The sequence below is a fragment of the Leifsonia sp. 21MFCrub1.1 genome, assembly GCF_900107895.1.
In the GTDB taxonomy this organism is placed as follows: Bacteria; Actinomycetota; Actinomycetes; order Actinomycetales; family Microbacteriaceae; genus Leifsonia; species Leifsonia soli.
The window spans coordinates 1,673,035-1,690,670 of sequence record NZ_LT629867.1; the positions used below are offsets into that span (position 1 = coordinate 1,673,035).

Genomic DNA, 17,636 nt, shown 5'->3' on the forward strand with positions numbered 1-17,636 from the left:
ATAGTGTCGTGGTCAGGTCGTGCCGGGCGTGAGGTGGTCACCGGAAGTCCCTCGAGACGGTGCGGATTCCGGTGTCGAGTGCTTCGAGGCGGTCGGCGATCACGTTGACGACGCCTTCCTCGCTGCGCTCCAGGATGCCGCGGATGATCATCGCCGGCGCCTGGCGGGCCACGCGGCGGTAGCGGTTCCAGACGCCGACCGGGCACACGACGTTCACCATCCCGGTCTCGTCCTCGATGTTGAGGAACGTGACCCCCGCCGCCGTGGCGGGTCGCTGCCGGTGGGTCACCACGCCGCCCACCTCGATGCGGCGACCGGACTCGCCGGCGGCGAGCGTGTCGGCCGGGCGGACGCCGCGGGCGGCGAGCGCCGGACGCAGGAAGCGGATGGGATGGTCGTCGGTCGAGATCCCCGTCGCCCAGAGGTCGCTGGCGAGCTGCTCGGCGGGGGACAGCATCGGCAGCAGCGGCGGCTGGACGGTGATCGCCGTGCCGGCCAGGTACTCCGGCCGCTCCTGGGCGGCGTTGCCCGCCTCCCAGATCGCCTGCCGCCTGCTCAGGTCGAAGCCGTCGAAGGCGCCGGCGGCGGCGAGCGCCTCCAGCTGGCCGGTGGTGAGGCCGGTGCGCCGGGCGAGGTCGCCGAGGTCGCGGTAGGGGCCGTACGCCTCCCGCTCGGCGACGATGCGCTCCGCCACCTTCTCGCCGATCGAGGTGACCGCCGCCAGGCCCAGCCGGACCGCGTGGCCGGCGTCGCGGCGGTGCGCGGCGAAGTCGAGCGGGACGGCCGGGTCGAAGGGATCGATCGGCGGCTGCTCCGTCTGCAGGCACGGATCGGAGCCGGTCGGCCCCCGCCGCGCATCCGGGTCGTCGAGCGGCTCGAGGAGCGGGAAGACGCCGGAGCGCTGGATGTCCGGGCGGTGCACGACGACGCCGTGCCGTCGCGCGTCGGCGGTGAGGGTGCGCGGCGAGTAGAAGCCCATCGGCTGGGCGCGCAACAGCCCGGCCAGGAAGGCGCCGGGGTAGTGCAGCTTCATCCAGGAGCTGACGTAGACGAGCAGCGCGAAGCTGATCGCGTGGCTCTCGGCGAAGCCGAAGTTGGCGAACGCTTCGATCTTCTCGTAGATGGCGTCGGCATCGGCTCCGGTGATGCCGTTGTTCGCCATCCCGTCGTACAGCTTCGCCTTGAGCGCCTCGATCTTCTCCACCCCGCGCTTGGATCCCATCGCGCGGCGCAGCAGGTCGGCGTCCTCCGCCGTGCAGTCGCCGACCGCGACGGCCATCTGCATCAGCTGCTCCTGGAACAGCGGGACGCCCATCGTTCGCTCCAGCACGGGAACGAGCGCGGGGTGCAGGTAGGTGACCGGCTCCTTGCCCAGCTTCCGGCGGATGTACGGGTGCACCGCTCCGCCCTGGATGGGACCGGGGCGGATGAGCGCGATCTCGATCACGAGGTCGTAGAAGCTGCGCGGCTGCAGACGCGGCAGGGTTCCGATCTGGGCGCGGCTCTCCACCTGGAAGACGCCGATCGAGTCGGCCCGGCAGAGCATGTCGTACACGCCCTGCTCCTCTTTCGGGATGCTCTCCAGCGTCCACTTCTCGCCCAGCGATGCCTCGATGGTGCGCATCGAGTAGTCGAGCGCCGACAGCATCCCGAGGCCGAGGAGGTCGAACTTGACCAGGCCCATCCACGCACAGTCGTCCTTGTCCCACTGCAGCACCGTGCGGCCCTCCATGCGCGCGTGCTCGATCGGGCAGACCTCGCCGACGGGCCGGTCGGTGAGGACCATTCCGCCCGAGTGGATGCCGAGATGCCGGGGGAATTTGAGCACCTGCTGTGCGAGCCCGACCACGTCGTCCGGGATGTCGTGGTCGTCGCTGGTCTGGACCGTTCCCCACGCGTCGATCTGCTTGCTCCAGGCGTCCTGCTGGCCGGTGGAGTAGCCGAGCGCCTTCGCCATGTCGCGCACCGCGTTCTTGGGGCGGTAGGTGATCACGTTGGCGACCTGCGCCGCGTTGTGCCTGCCGTACTTGGCGTAGACGTACTGGATGACCTCCTCCCGGCGGTCGGAGTCGAAGTCGACGTCGATGTCGGGCTCCTCCTCGCGCATGCTGGACAGGAACCGCTCGAACGGCAGGTCGTACTTGATCGAGTCGACGGCGGTGATCCCGAGCAGGTAGACGACGGCCGAGTTCGCCGCCGACCCCCGGCCCTGGCAGAGGATGCCTCGGCTGCGGGCGAACCGGACGATGTCGTGGACGATGAGGAAGTAGCCGGGGAAGTCCTTCGCCTCGATCACATCCAGCTCGCGCTCGATGCGCTCGCGCTTCGCCGGGTTGCGGTCGAGGTCGGGATAGCGTTCGGCCGCGCCCCGCCAGGTGAGTTCGCGCAGCCAGCTCATCGGCGTGTGGCCCTCCGGGACGTCCTGTTTCGGCAGCCGGGGACGGGCGCTGCGGAGGCGGAAGGAGAGGTCGTCGGCGATCTCGACGGTCCGTTCGACGGCACCGGGGTAGCGCGCGAACCGGCGGGCCATCTCCGCCCCGCTGCGCAGGTGGGCGGCGCCGGCGGCCGGGAGCCAGCCGTCGAGCTCGTCGAGGCTGCGCCGGGCGCGCACCGCCGCGACGGCGGTCGCCAGCGGGTACTGCGCGGGGCTCGCGTAGTGGACGTTGTTGGTCGCCACCGTCGGCAGCCCGAGCCGCCCGGCGATGCGGGTGAGGATGTCGTTGTCGGTCGAGTCGCGCGGGGCCCCCTGGTCGATCAGCTCGACGAGGACGTTGTCGCGGCCGAACAGCTCGGCGAGCCGGGAGACCTCGCGCTCCGCTGCGCGTTCCCCGTGCTCGGCGAGGGTCAGCCGGACCTCGCCCTTGCGGCATCCGGTCAGCACCATCCACTCACCGCCGGACTGCTCGGCGAGCTCGTCGAGCCGGTACACCGGCCGCCCCTTCTCCTCACCGGCCAATTGCCCTGCGGTGATCGCGGCGGCGAGCCGGTGGTAGCCCTCCTGCCGGCGGCCGAGCACGACCAGGTGGCTGCCCTCCGGATCGGGCTCGCCGTTCTGCGGCTTGGTGAGCGACAGCGACAGCTCGGCCCCGAACACGGTCTTCACGCGGTCGTACGCTTCGGCCGCCTCGGCCAGGTGCACCACGCCGTACATGCCGTCGTGGTCGGTGAGGGCGAGCGCGTGCAGGTTCAGCCGCGTCGCCTCCTCCAGCAGCTCCTCGGGAGAGGACGCGCCGTCGAGGAAGCTGAAGTTGCTGTGCGCGTGCAGCTCGGCGTAGGGGACCGCGTCCTCCGGCGTCTCCGGGATCGCCTGCGGAACGTACTTCTGCCGCTTGCGGGAGGACGGGCGTTCGTCGGCCTGCTGCGCGGTGCGCCGCCCGGAGAGCCGACGCTCGAACTCGGCCCACGGGATCGGAGGGTTGTTCCACCCCATCAGGCATCGCCTCGCTCAGTCATAGCGTGCCTCCGCGAACCAGCCGGACCCGGCCAGCGCGAGCAGCCAGGCGGTGCCGTCGGCGTCGACCAGCTGGAACCGGTGCATCGCTCGCGAGAGCGTGGCGTCCCACCAGCGTTCCCGCACCGGCCAGGGGCCGGCCCAGGAGTCGACCGGCCGGGCGTCCCGCGCCTGGCCGGTGGGGGAGAACCGGGCGATCGGCGCGGTCACGTCTCCGCGGTCGGTCACCTCGACGGGCGCCCCCTGCTCGGTGAGCACCGCGACGGGACGCGGGACCTCGAACACCGTCGACGGCGCGGGTGCCGGCAGGGATCCCGGCCACGGCTGGTCGGCCCGGGCGACCCCCACCGGCCGGTCGCCCCAGGGCACCAGCACCTGCCGTTCGCCGGGGGCGCGGCCGCCGCCGATCGTCGCCGTGACCACCGCTTCGTGGCCGAGCATGCTCTGCACGCGGGTGAGGCCGTGGTGGATGCGCTCGTCGGCTCCACCGCCCCACAGCCCGTCCTCGTGGTGGCCGATGTCGTCGACCGCCTCCGGCTCGAGGACCACCCGGGAGATCGGCGACGCCAGTCCGGAGTCGATCGCGCCGGAGCCCTGCAGCTGCCAGCGGACCCGGTCGACCACGTCGGGCGGGGAGAACAGCCGGGGATGGAGCCAGATGCGCTCGCTGACCCGGCCGGACTCGTCGGTCACCTCCACCCGGAGCGAGGTGCACACCAGCCCGGCCTTGGTGAGCCCGCCGATGAACTGCTCGGCCGTGCCGCGCACGGCGAAGGTCACCTGGTCGACGCGGTCGAGGGGAGGCTCGAAATCGATGGAGCGGTCGAGCTGCTTCGGCGGGGTGCGCGGCACCACCGCCGTTCCGTCGAGCCCGCTGGCCAGGGTGTGCGCGAGTTCTCCCCGCTCGCCGAACCGCTCCCGCATGTCTACGCGCGAGAGCGCGGCGATGTCGCCGAGCGTGTGCAGCCCCAGCCGGCGCAGCAGCGGTGTGAGCTCGGCGAAGCCCAGGTGGGCGACCGGGAGCGGTGCCAGGAACGCGGGGGAGTCGCCGGACGGGATGATGCGAACGCGGCTGCGGGCCCAGAAGTGCGGGACCGGGTCGTGCGCGGCGTCGGCGGCACCGGTCGTCGGAGCGCCGGCGGAGGGAGCGCCGCCGAGCGGCCGGGCGGCCCCGGTCGAGCGGGCGGCCTGCTCGGCGGCGAAAGGACCGTCGGCGATCCCGACCCGCGCGTCCGGGAGCCCGAGCCCCTCCAGGCAGCGCAGCAGTTCAGCGGCCGCCTGCTCCTCGCCGCCGTAATAGCGTGCGGGCCCGCGGGCCCGGAGCACGCACGTGCCCGGGCGGACCGGCTGCACACCGGGGGTGATCTCCTCGATCGCGGCGAGCACCGGCTCGAACGCACGCGCATCGAGCACCGGATCGTAGGGCAGCACCTCCAGCTGAGGGCAGCGCGCCTGCGCCTCGCGCATCCGCAGTCCGCGCTTCACCCCGTCGGCACGCGCTGCGGGAGAGCACGCGAAGACCACGCCCTTCTCGACCAGGGCGAGCGGCTGATCGACCGCCAGCTCGAGCGCCTGCTGCGCAGCGATGACCGGCCAGTCGGGACACCAGAGCACGATCGCCCGGGTGACGACGGCTTCGCGTGCTCCGCTCGCCATCTAGCTCACCGCCTCGAGCCGCGTCGGCCCGGAGGTGCGGAAGCTCTCGTCGACGGCCGGCAGCCACAGCTCGGCGGTACGGCGGGGACCGGTCCCGCCGCGGGGCGCCGACTCCACGGTGACCCGCCGGGACGAGAGATAGCCGTTGCCGGTGCCGAGTCCGTCCCACCCGCTGCGCGCGACGGTGAGGGTTGTCTCGACCTGGGGCCAGTCGCCGGCGACGATGAGGGTCGCCTCGCGCTGCCGCAGCCGGGCGGTGAGCCGGGCGACGTCGCCGTCCTTCGCGCGGGCGGGCGGCGCGACGACCACGACGCTGAGCACATCGACGACCGCCGCGGTCACGGTCAGCCAATGCTCCCCGGGATGCGGCACCAGCACGAGGCGCTCGAGGTCGATGCCGAACCGCCCGGCAGCCTCTGCGCCGAAATCGGGCATCCCGACGACGCCGCACCACGCCCCGGCCGCGCTGGGACCGGCCAGCATGGCCATCAGCAGCGTCGTCGACCCGCGGACCGAGTACGCGGCCCCGGCCTTGAGCGAGCCTCCCGGCAGGAGGGGGGAGAGCGCCGGGTGCGTCTGCAGGGTCCGGCTCTCGAGCTTGGTCGCCTGCATCTGCCGGATGCGGGTCTGCAGCTCGTGCACCTGCGCCCGGTCGGCGACCGGTTCGGCGAGGTGCGGAGCTGCGAGGGACATACGTCTATTTTCGAACGTATGTTCGAACAACGCAAATGGAAATTTCGGGTGTGTGGACGAGCGCCACCTGTGGAGAAGAACAGTACGCCACCCGACCGACAGCCGACGGCGCACACTGGGCACATGCGCCCGACCTACCCCGCAGCCGTGTACCTGTGCCTGTTCGACGTCGACCGCATCCTGCTCCAGCGCCGTGCGGGCACCGGCTATCGCGACGGCGAGCTCTCGCTCCCCGCGGGCCACATCGAGCCGGGGGAGTCGGCGACCGCCGCCGTGCTCCGTGAGGCGCGAGAGGAGATCGGAATCGCCTTCGCCCGCGGCGACGTGCGGCTCGCTCTCGTCCAGCACGGCCGCGCGGACGGCGACGCCTACATCGACTTCTTCTTCACCGCCGCGCTCCCGCCGGGTGCGACGCCGGCGATCGGAGAGCCGGAGAAGGCATCCGAACTGGTCTGGGCGCCGGTGCGCGCGCTGCCGGACGACGTCATCCCGGTGATCCGGCACGGCATCGACGCGCTCGTGCGCGGGGAGTCGTACACCGAATACGGCTGGTGAGCAGTGCGGGTCGCGCCTACCGCCCCGGCGGCTCGGTGACGAAGTCGATCAGCTGCTCGACGCGGCCGAGCAGCTCCGGCTCGAGGTCGGTGTAGGAGCGGACCCGGCCGAGGATGCGCTTCCAGGCGCGCGCGATGTCGGCCTGCGTCTCGTGCGGGAGACCGAGGGCGGCGCAGATGCCGTGCTTCCAGGAGACCGACCGCGGGATGCTCGGCCAGGCTTCGAGGCCGACCCGCTGCGGCTTCACCGCCTGCCAGATGTCGATGTACGGATGGCCGACGACGAGGACGTGGGCGCCGTACGGTCCGCGCGCCACCTGTTCCGCGATCCTGCTCTCCTTCGATCCGGGGACCAGGTGGTCCACCAGGACGCCGATGCGCCGGCCACGATCCGGCTGGAACTCGCGGACGATCGCGTCGAGATCGTCGACGCCTTCGAGGTACTCGACGACGACGCCTTCCACGCGAAGGTCGTCGCCCCAGACCCGTTCGACCAGTTCGGCGTCGTGGCGGCCCTCGACGAAGATCCGGCTGGCGCGGGCGACCCGCGCCTTCTGGTCGCCGACCGCGAACGATCCGGATGCCGTCCGCGTCGGACCGGCGGGCGCACGTGACGGGACGACCAGGCGCACCGGCTCCCCGTCGATGAGGAACGAGCCGGACAGCGGGAAGACGCGCTTCTTGCCGAAGTAGTCCTCGAGCTCGACAGTCTGCGCTTCGAGCCGCGTGACGGCGCCGCAGAAGCCGGATGCCGCATCTTCCAGCACCAGATCCTTCACGGCCTCGACGGTCGGGACGGGCTTCCTCCCGGCCTGCCGCCAGTCGCCGGCGAGCACATCGGATCCGTAGCGGTCGTCCATCACCCGATGGAGGCTATGCGACGGGATGCGCAGGGCGTGCGAGCCACGCTGCGATCAGTCGAAAACGCGGACCAGCCGCCACGACCGCCCGGTCGCATCGTGGCGCACGTCGAACACGTGCGCCACGCCGTCCTCGCTCGTGCCCTGGAACCGCCAGCCGCCGATCGACCGCGGGACGCTGCCGATCGGGTAGCGGTGCTCGCCGAACGGCCGCCACCAGGTGCAGACCTCCGCCCACACCGTCGGCGTGTCGGAGACCCGGTACCGCGTGGATCTCCACACGAGCCGGGTGGGGACGCCCTCGTCGGTCGTCCAGACGGCGACCGTCTCGTCGATCTCGGTCATGCTGCTCACCTCGTCTGTCGAACGTATGTTCGAAAGAGAGTGTACCCGCGGTCCGCGACATCGCACCCCCCGCGATGACCATCGTGGATGCGACGCGTCGCTGCCATACTGGCGTCTATGTCGGACATCACGGATCCCTCCGGCGCGTCACTGCGCCTCAGCCACGATGAGCGCGAGCGCGCGGTCGCAGCCCTGCAGGCCCATGCCGCCCAGGGGCGGCTCACCGATCAGGAGTTGCAGACGCGTTCCGCCGCGGCCCGCTCCGCGGTGACGCGGGGCGACCTGGCTCCGCTCTTCGCGGACCTCCCCGGCGGTCTGCGGCTGGACGGGCCCGCCGAGCCCGGGGGCGCCGCCCCCGCGGGTGCACAGCCGGGCCAGCCCTATCCGGGTCAGCCGTATCCGGCTCCGTCGTATCCCGCTCAGCCGCAGCCGTACGGCCAGGGCGGCCGCGAGCCGTCCTCCCGCTGGGGACTCCTGGCGGTCTCGATCATCCCGTTCGTGTCGGTGATCCTGTTCTTCCTCACCGGGATGGCATGGGGGTACCAGTACTCGTGGCTCTGGTTCCTGCTCATCCCGCTGGTCGGCGCCGTCGCCTACGGCACCGACGGCGGCCGTCGGCGCTAGCCGGCCGGCTCAGCCGACGGTGGCGCCGAACAGCAGACCGAGGAGATAGGTGGCCGCGGCCGCTCCGTAGCCGATGAGCAGCTGACGGATCGCCCGCTTCAACGGGGAAGCACCGGAGAGCAGCCCGACGACCGCTCCCGTGCCGAGCAGCACGATCCCGACGAGCAGTGCGGAGACGACGATCGCCGCGGTCCCCGTCAGCCCGAACAGGAACGGCAGGATCGGGATGAGCGCCCCGGAGGCGAAGAAGCAGAAGCTCGAGAGGGCCGCGTTCCATCCCGTGCCGATCGCCTCGTGCTCGTCCTCGTCGACCGCCGGGCCGAGGGGAATGGGGGAGGTGACCGCCTGGAGGGTCGACAGCACCTCGCGTGCGTGGTCCGCCGCCGCCTCCGGCGTCATGCCGCGCGCGCGGTAGACCAGCGTGAGCTCGTTCGCGTCGACATCGAGGTGGGGCAGGGCCGAGCCTGTCGCGGGGTTCGGGGTGGATGCCTCCAGCAGCTCACGCTGCGACCGCACCGACACGTACTCTCCCGCGCCCATGCTGAGCGCTCCGGCGAGGAGGCCGGAAATGCCGGTCAGGAGCACGACCTGGGTGGGGACCCCGCTCGCGCTCACGCCGAGCACGAGGGCCAGGTTGCTGACGAGGCCGTCGTTCGCGCCGAAGACGGCGGCGCGGAATGTTCCGGAGAGCCGCTGCCTGCCGCGGGCCGCGAGGGCGCGGACGACCTCTTCGTGCACCTGCTCGTCGGCCGCCATCTGCGGCGTGGCGTCGGAGTCTGCCGCGTACGGAGAGCGGGCCTCGGCGCGCTGCGCCAGGGCGAGCACGAAGACGGAGCCGAACCGGCGGGCGAGCCAGCCGAGCAGACGGGTGCGGATGTCGCCCTTCAGCGGCCGGCCGGCCTGCGTCCCGAGCAGGTCGACCCAGTGCTGCTCGTGCCGGCGTTCCGCCTCGGCCAGCGCGAGCAGGATCTCGCGCTCCTCGCCCTGTCGGCGGCTGGCGAGATCGCGGTACACGGAGGCCTCCGCGCGCTCGTCGGCCAGGTAGCGGCGCCACCGCCTGATGTCGGCGGGGCTCGGGGTTCGGGCTGTTGTCGTCATCCCCTCCAGTCTACGAGGTGGTGGCGGGGCCGGTCGGGGTGGCTGCCTCGGCGGTGAGCGCCAGTGCGGAGCGGGTGAAGCGCTCGCCCCAGTCGGCCGCGGCGATCACCGCCTCCTCCGGGCCGAGGATGTGGAACGGCGCGTCCACAGCCGCGAGCCCGAAGAGGGCCCACTCCGCGCTGTCCGCCGTGATCTTGACGGCGCAGGTGCCGTCGCCGCGGTCGTCGACCGTCGCCCATCGCCCGAGCACGTCGACGACGCGGTCGTTGGGCGCATCGACGACGGCGTCGACGATCATCGGCTCCACCGCGCTGTGCAGCGACTGCCGGACGTACTCGACCGCATCCTCCGCAGGGAGGGCCCGCGGTCGGAATCGGGCGCCGGTCGGGTGCGGATCGGCGATGCGGTCGAGGCGGAAGCTGCGCCAGTCGAAGCGGGTGAGGTCGTAGGCGACCAGGTACCAGCGGCGCTCGACGGAGACGAGCCGGTGCGGCTCGACGGTGCGCCTGGAGGCCTGGCCGTCGCGGGCGACGTAGGCGAACTCGATCCGCTCCTCGTCGCGGCACGCCTGGGCGAAGGCGGTGAGGATGCCGGGGTCGGTCTGCGGCGTCGGCCCGAACGTGGTGGACAGCGTCGTCATCCGGAGCGCGTCGACCCGGCGCCGCAGCCGCGGCGGCATCACCTGGACGACCTTGGCGAGGGCCCGCACCGAGGCCTCGTCGACGCCCGCGATTCCGCTCTGCGCGGCGGTCCGCAGGCCGACGGCGAGCGCAACGGCCTCGTCGTCGTCGACGACCAGCGGAGGCAGGGACGCGCCGGCGGCGAGCTGGTATCCGCCGGACACGCCGCGGGTGGCGTCGACCGGGTATCCCAGGTCGCGCAGGCGCTCGATGTCGCGGCGCAGGGTGCGCGGCGAGATGCCGAGACGGTCGGCGAGCTCCTGGCCGGGCCAGTACCGATGGGACTGGAGGAGAGAGAGGAGCTGGAGCGAGCGGGAGCCGGTACTTGCCATGCCCCCATTCTGCACAGGCTTGCGGTCGGAAACTGACCGCTAGCTATTTGCGGCCACGTCCGCCTCGGCTCCGGTTCCGGAGGACGTGACGCTGAGGGGCACGGCACCGGGCCGGGACAGCGTGATGACGGCTTCCGTGACCCACTCGGAGCTCTCCAGGGCCGCCTCGACGGCCTGGAGGTCGACGGCGACGTCGGACTCGCGGTCGTTGCCGACGAGATCGACAGCGGCGACGAGATAGAAGCGCTCCGGGCCGACGTACTCGAGGTGCAGGTACGTCACGGTCTCGACCTCGGGGTGTGCGAGCAGCGCGCCGAGCGCGACCTGCCACGCGCGGTCCGAGCCGGGTTGCCCGAGCAGGAACCGGCGGTTGCGCTCGATGAGGACGACCGCGACGACCGCCAGGAGCACGCCGATCAGGATGGATCCGAGCGCGTCCCAGAACGGATTGCCCGTGAGCTCGTGCAGCAGAAGCCCGAGGAAGGCGATCACGAGACCGACGAGAGCGGCGGAGTCCTCCGCGAACACCGCGCGCAGGGTCGGGTTCGACGTTCTGAACACGTGCTCGAACGTCCCGGTGCCGGAGGAGTCGGCCTTCGCGTGCGCCTGCCGGTACGACTGGAGGAACGAGATGCCTTCGAAGACGAAGGCCGCCGCGAGCACGAGATAGCCGACGAGGTAGTCCGAATCCGCTTCCGTCGAGCCGAGGGCCTGCACGCCGTGCATGACGGAGACGACGGCGCCTGCGGTGAACAGGCCGACGGCGGCGAACAGGCTCCAGACGTAGGCGTCGCGGCCGTACCCGCCGGGGTGCGACGCGTCGCGCGGGCGCACGGCGGAGCGTTCGGCCTGGATGAGGAAGATCTCGTTGCCGGCGTCGGCCCACGAGTGCGCGGCCTCGGCCACCAGGGATGCCGACCCCGTGATCACGGCCGCGATGGTCTTGGCGATCGCGACCAGGATGTTCGCCGCGAAGGCGAGCAGCACCGTGAAGAGGCTCGACGATCGTTTGCTGCGGGGCATGGCGACACCATAGTCCCGGGTATGCGGAAGGCCCCGGTCGCTGTGACCGGGGCCTTCCGTCCGCTTCCGCGGTTCTGTGTCCGAGGGGGGACTTGAACCCCCACGCCCTATACGGGCACTAGCACCTCAAGCTAGCGCGTCTGCCATTTCCGCCACCCGGACGAGGTGAGACGGCCGCCGAACTTCTCCGGCTGCCGAAGAAAGACGATAGCACGGATTCTCCACACAGGATCACTCGTCCACACACCTCGGGCGTGGCGGGGCGGCGACCGGATGCGCCCGGTAGCGTGGTGGGATGACCGACGAACTCCGCGCGACCGAGCCCGACCTCGACGAGACCGCGATCATCGCCAGAGACCTCATCCGGTTCGACACGACGAACTACGGCGAGGGCCGCTCGAACGGCGAAGCTGAGGCCGCCGCGTACGTCGAGGCGAAGCTGGTCGAGCTCGGCCTGCAGCCGCGGGTGTTCGAGTCCGACCCGGGCCGCGCGAGTGTGGTGGCCCGCGTCGCCGGCGCCGATCCGGGCAAGCCCGCTCTCGTCGTGCACGGTCACCTCGACGTGGTGCCGGCCGATCCGCGCAACTGGTCGGTCGACCCGTTCGGCGGCGAGATCAAGGACGGCCTGCTCTGGGGCCGTGGCGCCGTCGACATGAAGAACATGGATGCGATGATCCTGACCGCGGTCGGCGACATCCTGCGCGCGGGGGAGCGCCCGGCGCGCGACCTCGTCGTCGCGTTCTTCGCCGACGAGGAGGACGGCGGCCGCCGCGGGTCGCACCACCTGGTCGACACGCATCCCGAGCTGTTCGCGGGCGCGACCGAGGCGATCAGCGAGGTCGGCGGCTATTCGATCGACCTCGCGGGCCGGCGCGCGTACCTGCTGCAGACGGGGGAGAAGTCGCTCGTCTGGATCAAGCTGATCGCGCGCGGCCGCGCCGCGCACGGGTCGCGGCTCATCCGCGACAACGCCATCACGAAGCTCGCGGAGGCCGTCGTGGCGCTCGGCCGCGAGGACTGGCCGGTCCAGCTGACGGCGACGACGAGCCGGCTGATCGGCGAGCTCGGCCGGCTGCTGGACGTCGACCCGCAGCGGATCGGGCCGGACGAGGTCGTGATCCGCACGGGGACGGCCGCCGGTTTCATCCTCGCGACGCTCCGGACGACGACGAACCCGACCCTGCTCGAGGCCGGCTACAAGCACAACGTCATCCCGGACACGGCGGAGGCGCTGATCGACATCCGCACGCTCCCCGGCGAGGAGGATGCCGTGCTCTCCCGGGTCCGCGAGCTCATCGGCGACGACATCGAGATCCAGGTGATGCACCGCGACATCGGGCTCGAGGCCGAGTTCGACGGCGGACTGGTGGACGCCATCACCGGCACGCTGGAGCAGCACGACCCGGGCGCGCCCGTGCTCCCGTACCTCCTCTCCGGCGGCACCGACAACAAGGCACTCAGCCGGCTCGGCATCACCGGGTACGGCTTCGCGCCGCTCCGGCTGCCCGCCGACCTCGACTTCCCCGGCATGTTCCACGGGGTGGACGAGCGCGTCCCGCTCGACGCGCTAGTGTTCGGTAGGACCGTGCTCCGCGACCTGCTCCGCGCCTACTGACCCCGGGATTCGACGCAACGTATGGACTTCATCAACGCCCTGATCCTCGGCCTCGTGCAGGGGCTCACCGAGTTCCTCCCCATCTCGTCGTCGGCGCACATCCGCATCGTCGGCGAGCTGCTCGGAACCGGGGCCGACCCCGGCGCCCGCTTCACCGCGATCATCCAGCTGGGAACGGAAGCGGCGGTACTGCTCTACTTCTGGCGCGACATCACGCGCATCATCGCGCAGTGGTTCCGGGCGCTGTTCGGGCGCATCCCGCGCAACGACCCCGACGCGCGGATGGGCTGGCTCGTCATCCTGGGCAGCGTTCCGATCGTGGTCCTCGGCCTGTTCTTCCAGGACCAGATCGAGACGGTCTTCCGCTCGCTGTGGATCGTCGCGACGACGCTCATCGTGTTCGGCATCCTGCTCGGCATCGCCGACTGGGTGGGGGCGAAGCGCAAGAGGCTGCGCGACCTGACCTGGATCGACGGCATCGTCTTCGGTCTCGCCCAGGCGCTCGCGCTCATCCCGGGCGTCTCCCGCTCCGGCGGCACCATCACGGCCGGGCTGTTCATGGGCTACCAGCGCCGCGCCGCGGCACGGTACTCGTTCCTGCTGGCGCTCCCCGCGGTGTTCGGCAGCGGCTTCTACCAGCTCTACAAGGCCGTCAAGGAGCCGTGCACCGAGGCGCTCGCGAAGGCAGGAACCTGCACGCCCGAGGTGTTCGGTCCGGTGGAGACCGCGGCCGCGACGGTCGTCGCGTTCGTCGTCGGCCTGCTGGTGATCGCGTTCTTCATGGGCTACATCTCGCGCCGCAGCTTCCTGCCGTTCGTGATCTACCGCATCGCCCTCGGCGTCCTGCTGATGATCCTGCTGGCCACCGGCGTGCTGCAGGCGTGACCCCGGTGCTCACGAGCGCGGGGCTCACGAGCGCGGCGCTCACGAGCGCGGTGCTCACGACCGGCGAGGTCTGAGCCGGGACGCCCCGGCGCCTCAGCCGCGGCGCGGGTCGTCGGGCGCGCGCCCGGCCGTGCCGCCGTCGCGGCCGTCGCCGCGGCGGCGCAGGTACCGCTCGAACTCCTGCGCGATCGCCTCGCCGCTCGCCTCGGGCGAGTCGACGGTGTCGCGCGCCTGCTCGAGCTGCTGGATGTAGGAGGCCATCTCCTCGTCGTCGGCGGCGAGCGCGTCGATCCCGGACTCCCAGGCCGCGGCCTCGTCGACGAGCGTGCCGCGGGGGATGGTCACATCCACGAGCTCCTCGAGCTTGTCGATCAGCGCGAGCACGGCCTTCGGGCTGGGCGCGTTGTGCACGTAGTGCGGCACGGACGCCCAGATCATCATGGTCGGGATGCCGACGTCCTCCGCTCCCTCGGCGAGCGCACTCAGGATGCCGACCGGCCCCTCGTACGTGGAGCGCTCGAGGCCGAGCTCCGCCCGCACCGCCGCATTGTCGCTGGACGCGAAGACGGAGATGGGCCGGGTGTGCGGGACGTCGGCGAGCATCGCGCCGAGGAAGACGACGGCTCCGATGTCGGCGGCGAGCGCCACGTCCATGATCTCGGCCGTGAAGCTGCGCCAGCTGCGCGACGGCTCCGTGCCGAGCAGCAGGAAGATGTTGCCCGCGTTGTCGCCCGTGACGGTGAGCTCCGCGTCGCCGGCGAGGTCCTCTCCGACCCGCCCGGGGAGCGACGGACCGTAGATGACCGCAGAGGGCCAGATGAGGCGCCTGCGGCCGTCGTCGTCGGTCACCACCGGTCGGTTGAACTGGAAGTCGAAGTAGAGCTCGGGGTCGACCTCGGCGATCGGAACGACGTCGAGCTGCTCCTTGAGCGTCTTGACTGCGCCGCTGGCCGCCTCGCCCGCGTCGTTCCATCCCTCGAAGGCCACCACGAGGATGCGCCCGCCGAGGATGTTCTGTCCGTCTGTCACGAAGCTGTCCCTCGTCCTTCCCGGCGTCCGGTCGGGGCGCCATCCATCCAGGATAGGCCCGCGGCTCTCCCGATAGACTTGCCCGTTGTGACCGCGTCTTCCCCCCGCAGCGAACATACCCGTACCGACACCGGCTCCGGCGACGTGCCCGCCGCCGTGCTGTGGGACATGGATGGCACCCTCGTCGACACCGAGCCGTACTGGATGGCGTCGGAGGTGGAGCTGGTGCACTCGTTCGGCGGCACCTGGACGCACGACGACGGTCTGCTGCTCGTCGGCCTCGGCCTCTGGAACTCCGCCGAGATCCTCCGCTCCCGCGGTGTGGCGATGGAGCCGGACGAGATCGTGGAGTGGCTGACCGACCGCGTCCAGCAGAAGCTGGACGCCGACGGCGTGCCGTGGCGCCCGGGTGCCCGCGAGCTGCTGGAGGCGCTGCGCGAGCGCGGCGTCCCGACGGCCCTGGTGACCATGTCGGTCCGCAGGATGGCGGAGCAGATCGTCGCGCAGATGCCGTTCGACGCGTTCGACGTGATCGTGAGCGGTGACGAGGTGGACGAGCCGAAGCCGGCTCCGGAACCGTACCTGCGCGCCGCCGAGCTGCTCGGGGTGGACATCCGCCAGACCGTGGCCGTCGAGGACTCGTTGGTGGGCCTGGCCTCGGCCGTGGCTGCGGGGGCGACCACCATCGGAGTGCCGCACATCGTGCCGCTGCCCGAATCGGAGGAGCACACGCTGTGGCCGACGCTCGACGGACGCACCGCGGACGATCTGTTCTCCGTCGCCCGCGCCCGCCGTGGGGCGGCCACCCGATGAACGAGACACGGCGCAGCTCCGGACCGTTCCGCGCGGGCGACCGCGTGCAGCTCACCGGTCCGAAGGGCCGGATGAACACCATCACGCTGGAGCCGGGGAAACTCTTCCACAGCCACCGCGGCGTCCTCCCGCACGACGCCATCATCGGGCTGCCCGACGGCTCCGTCGTCACGAACAACGCGGGCGTCGAGCACCTGGCGCTCCGCCCGCTCCTCACCGACTTCGTCATGTCCATGCCGCGCGGCGCCGCCATCGTCTATCCGAAGGACGCGGCGCAGATCCTGGCGCTGGCGGACATCTTCCCCGGGGCGACGGTGGTGGAGGCCGGTGTCGGCTCCGGCGCGCTCTCGCTGTGGCTGCTCCGCGCGATCGGACCGGAGGGGCGCCTGCTCTCGTTCGAGCGCCGCGAGGAGTTCGCCGACGTCGCTCGCGACAATGCGGCCACGTTCCTCGGCGGCGATCCCGGCAACTGGACGCTGACCGTCGGCGACCTGCAGGATGCGCTTCCCGCCGCGGTCGAGCCGGGAACGGTGGACCGCGTGGTGCTCGACATGCTGGCGCCGTGGGAGACGCTCGATGCGGTGACCGCCGCTCTCAAGCCCGGCGGCGTCGTGATCTGCTACGTCGCCACGGTGACCCAGCTGTCCCGCGTGGCCGAGGCCATCCGCGCCTCCGGCGACTACACGCATCCACAGTCGAACGAGACGATGGTCCGCGGCTGGCACGTCGAGGGGCTGGCCGTCCGTCCCGACCACCGCATGATCGCCCACACCGGGTTCCTCATCACCGCCCGCCGGCTCGCGCCGGGGACGGTCCTGCCCGAGCTGAAGCGCCGTCCGTCCAAGTCGGACTACTCCGACGAGGATGTCGAGGCCTGGACCCCCGGCGCCCTCGGTGAGCGGCAGTCCAGCCCGAAGAGCCTCCGCAAGCGGATGCGCGAGGCCGCCACGAGCGCGGAACTCGCGAAGGGCCGGGACACGGACGAGGACGCTCCGGGCGTCGGCTAGCATGAATTGGCCCTCCAACGCCCCGACCGAAAGAGAACACGTGCGCAGAGTCACCATCGGAAGAACGTCCGCTGTCGTGGTCGCCGTCGGCCTCGTGGCCGCTGTCCTCACGGGATGCTCGACCGACCCGAACAACGACTGCTCGACCGCTCTGCCCTCCGGCAAGGCCTCCCAACTCGTGGAGGCGACGGGGAAGATCGGCTCGAAGCCGAAGATCACGGTTCCGACTCCGCTCGACACGACGAAGTCCGAGCGCACCATCATCACCGAGGGCACCGGCGAGCAGGTCCACAAGGGCCAGGTCATCGAGATGCAGTACACGATCCTCGACGGCAAGACCGGTCAGGTGCAGCAGACGTCCTACGGCAGCGGCGACACCTACCCGCTCGCCCTCGGCTCCGGCAACGCCGCGCTGAGCAAGGGCCTCCAGTGCGCCCCCGTCGGTTCGCGCGTCGCCGTGGTCATCTCGCCCAAGGACGCGGGCGGCACCGGGGCGACCAGCTCCGGTGTGATCGTGGTCGACATCCTGAAGGCGTACCTGGCGAAGGCCGACGGCGCCGTCCGTCCGTCGGTGTCCGGATTCCCGACCGTCGTGCTGGCGCCGACCGGGCAGCCGGGCATCACGATCCCGTCCTCCGGCTCGGCGCCGACGAAGGTCCGCAGCGAGGAGCTGAAGGCCGGGTCGGGAGCGACGGTCAAGAAGGACTCGTTCGCCATCCTCCAGTACACGGCCGTGGGCTGGGAGGACAAGAACGTCATCGTCTCGAGCTGGCAGTCGGGGTCGCCGGACTTCGTGAAGCTCGACACCGGTGCCAGCCAGCTCAACCAGGCCCTTCCGCAGAAGGTCCTCGCCGAGCTGGTGGGCAAGAAGGTCGGCTCGCAGGTGGTCATCGAGGCCCCCGCAGAGGGACAGGTCGCGGCCTCCGCCTGGGTGGTCGACATCCTCGGGATCCGCTAGCGCGCGGACTAGG

16 protein-coding genes and 1 tRNA gene are annotated in these 17,636 nt (G+C 71.6%); 7 read left to right on the plus strand and 10 right to left on the minus strand.

Going from position 1 to position 17,636, the window contains the following annotated elements; translation table 11 throughout:
* Nucleotides 1-37: 37 nt before the first annotated feature.
* Genes BLW09_RS07905 through BLW09_RS07915 form a run of 3 tightly spaced genes read right to left on the minus strand, consistent with a single transcriptional unit; the run spans nt 38 to nt 5,800 of the window.
* Nucleotides 38-3,430, minus strand: coding sequence for an error-prone DNA polymerase (locus BLW09_RS07905; protein ID WP_089910777.1), 3,393 nt, complete (start codon nt 3,428-3,430; stop codon nt 38-40).
* A 15-nt stretch (nt 3,431-3,445) separates the two neighbouring features.
* Complete coding sequence (locus BLW09_RS07910) at nt 3,446-5,107, minus strand: DNA polymerase Y family protein (RefSeq protein ID WP_089910780.1); 1,662 nt, start codon at nt 5,105-5,107, stop codon at nt 3,446-3,448.
* Nucleotides 5,108-5,800 (minus strand): hypothetical protein, encoded by a 693-nt coding sequence (locus tag BLW09_RS07915; RefSeq protein WP_089910783.1) that lies wholly within the window; start codon nt 5,798-5,800, stop codon nt 5,108-5,110.
* 123 nt (nt 5,801-5,923) lie between these two features.
* On the opposite strand from BLW09_RS07915, the gene BLW09_RS07920 reads away from it, so the two are divergent.
* Nucleotides 5,924-6,355 carry an NUDIX hydrolase gene (locus BLW09_RS07920; RefSeq protein ID WP_089910786.1) on the plus strand — a complete coding sequence of 144 codons (432 nt, stop codon included), beginning with the start codon at nt 5,924-5,926 and terminating at the stop codon, nt 6,353-6,355.
* A gap of 16 nt (nt 6,356-6,371) precedes the next feature.
* On the opposite strand, the gene BLW09_RS07925 is transcribed toward BLW09_RS07920, so the two are convergent.
* Together BLW09_RS07925 and BLW09_RS07930 are read right to left on the minus strand one after the other, a co-directional pair.
* Nucleotides 6,372-7,214 (minus strand): DUF3097 domain-containing protein, encoded by an 843-nt coding sequence (locus tag BLW09_RS07925; protein WP_089910789.1) that lies wholly within the window; start codon nt 7,212-7,214, stop codon nt 6,372-6,374.
* A 54-nt stretch (nt 7,215-7,268) separates the two neighbouring features.
* On the minus strand, nt 7,269-7,559 hold the full coding sequence (locus tag BLW09_RS07930) for a DUF6504 family protein (RefSeq protein ID WP_089910792.1): 291 nt from the start codon (nt 7,557-7,559) through the stop codon (nt 7,269-7,271).
* A gap of 117 nt (nt 7,560-7,676) precedes the next feature.
* Here BLW09_RS07930 and BLW09_RS07935 point away from each other — a divergent pair, with 117 nt between their 5' ends.
* Nucleotides 7,677-8,183: a DUF1707 domain-containing protein gene (locus BLW09_RS07935; protein ID WP_089910794.1), complete on the plus strand. Its 507-nt coding sequence runs from the start codon at nt 7,677-7,679 to the stop codon at nt 8,181-8,183.
* A 9-nt stretch (nt 8,184-8,192) separates the two neighbouring features.
* Here BLW09_RS07935 and BLW09_RS07940 read toward each other — a convergent pair whose 3' ends face one another.
* The 4 genes from BLW09_RS07940 to BLW09_RS07955 form a co-directional block, all read right to left on the minus strand.
* Nucleotides 8,193-9,281, minus strand: coding sequence for a VIT1/CCC1 transporter family protein (locus tag BLW09_RS07940; protein WP_172824185.1), 1,089 nt, complete (start codon nt 9,279-9,281; stop codon nt 8,193-8,195).
* A gap of 10 nt (nt 9,282-9,291) precedes the next feature.
* On the minus strand, nt 9,292-10,293 hold the full coding sequence (locus BLW09_RS07945; RefSeq protein ID WP_089910797.1) for a helix-turn-helix transcriptional regulator: 1,002 nt from the start codon (nt 10,291-10,293) through the stop codon (nt 9,292-9,294).
* Between the two features lie 39 nt (nt 10,294-10,332).
* The gene (locus BLW09_RS07950; protein WP_089910799.1) at nt 10,333-11,316 is read right to left on the minus strand and encodes a cation diffusion facilitator family transporter; all 984 of its coding nucleotides are present in this window, start codon (nt 11,314-11,316) and stop codon (nt 10,333-10,335) included.
* Between the two features lie 77 nt (nt 11,317-11,393).
* Nucleotides 11,394-11,478 (minus strand) — tRNA-Leu (locus BLW09_RS07955).
* 133 nt (nt 11,479-11,611) lie between these two features.
* On the opposite strand from BLW09_RS07955, the gene BLW09_RS07960 reads away from it, so the two are divergent.
* Together BLW09_RS07960 and BLW09_RS07965 are read left to right on the plus strand one after the other, a co-directional pair.
* Nucleotides 11,612-12,931: a M20/M25/M40 family metallo-hydrolase gene (locus tag BLW09_RS07960; protein WP_089910802.1), complete on the plus strand. Its 1,320-nt coding sequence runs from the start codon at nt 11,612-11,614 to the stop codon at nt 12,929-12,931.
* Nucleotides 12,932-12,952: 21 nt separating this feature from the next.
* Nucleotides 12,953-13,816, plus strand: a complete 864-nt coding sequence (locus BLW09_RS07965) for an undecaprenyl-diphosphate phosphatase (protein WP_089910807.1) — start codon at nt 12,953-12,955, stop codon at nt 13,814-13,816.
* A gap of 93 nt (nt 13,817-13,909) precedes the next feature.
* Here BLW09_RS07965 and BLW09_RS07970 read toward each other — a convergent pair whose 3' ends face one another.
* The gene (locus BLW09_RS07970) at nt 13,910-14,845 is read right to left on the minus strand and encodes a proteasome assembly chaperone family protein (RefSeq protein WP_089910810.1); all 936 of its coding nucleotides are present in this window, start codon (nt 14,843-14,845) and stop codon (nt 13,910-13,912) included.
* 87 nt (nt 14,846-14,932) lie between these two features.
* Between BLW09_RS07970 and BLW09_RS07975 the strand changes: the two genes are divergently transcribed.
* Genes BLW09_RS07975 through BLW09_RS07985 form a run of 3 tightly spaced genes read left to right on the plus strand, consistent with a single transcriptional unit; the run spans nt 14,933 to nt 17,623 of the window.
* A complete protein-coding gene (locus BLW09_RS07975) occupies nt 14,933-15,658 on the plus strand; it encodes an HAD family hydrolase (RefSeq protein WP_089910813.1) in 726 nt (241 codons plus the stop codon).
* Nucleotides 15,655-16,665: a tRNA (adenine-N1)-methyltransferase gene (locus BLW09_RS07980; protein ID WP_089910815.1), complete on the plus strand. Its 1,011-nt coding sequence runs from the start codon at nt 15,655-15,657 to the stop codon at nt 16,663-16,665. Before BLW09_RS07975 ends, BLW09_RS07980 begins: the two co-directional genes overlap by 4 nt.
* 40 nt (nt 16,666-16,705) lie before the next feature.
* A complete protein-coding gene (locus tag BLW09_RS07985) occupies nt 16,706-17,623 on the plus strand; it encodes an FKBP-type peptidyl-prolyl cis-trans isomerase (RefSeq protein ID WP_231947133.1) in 918 nt (305 codons plus the stop codon).
* Nucleotides 17,624-17,636: the final 13 nt, after the last annotated feature.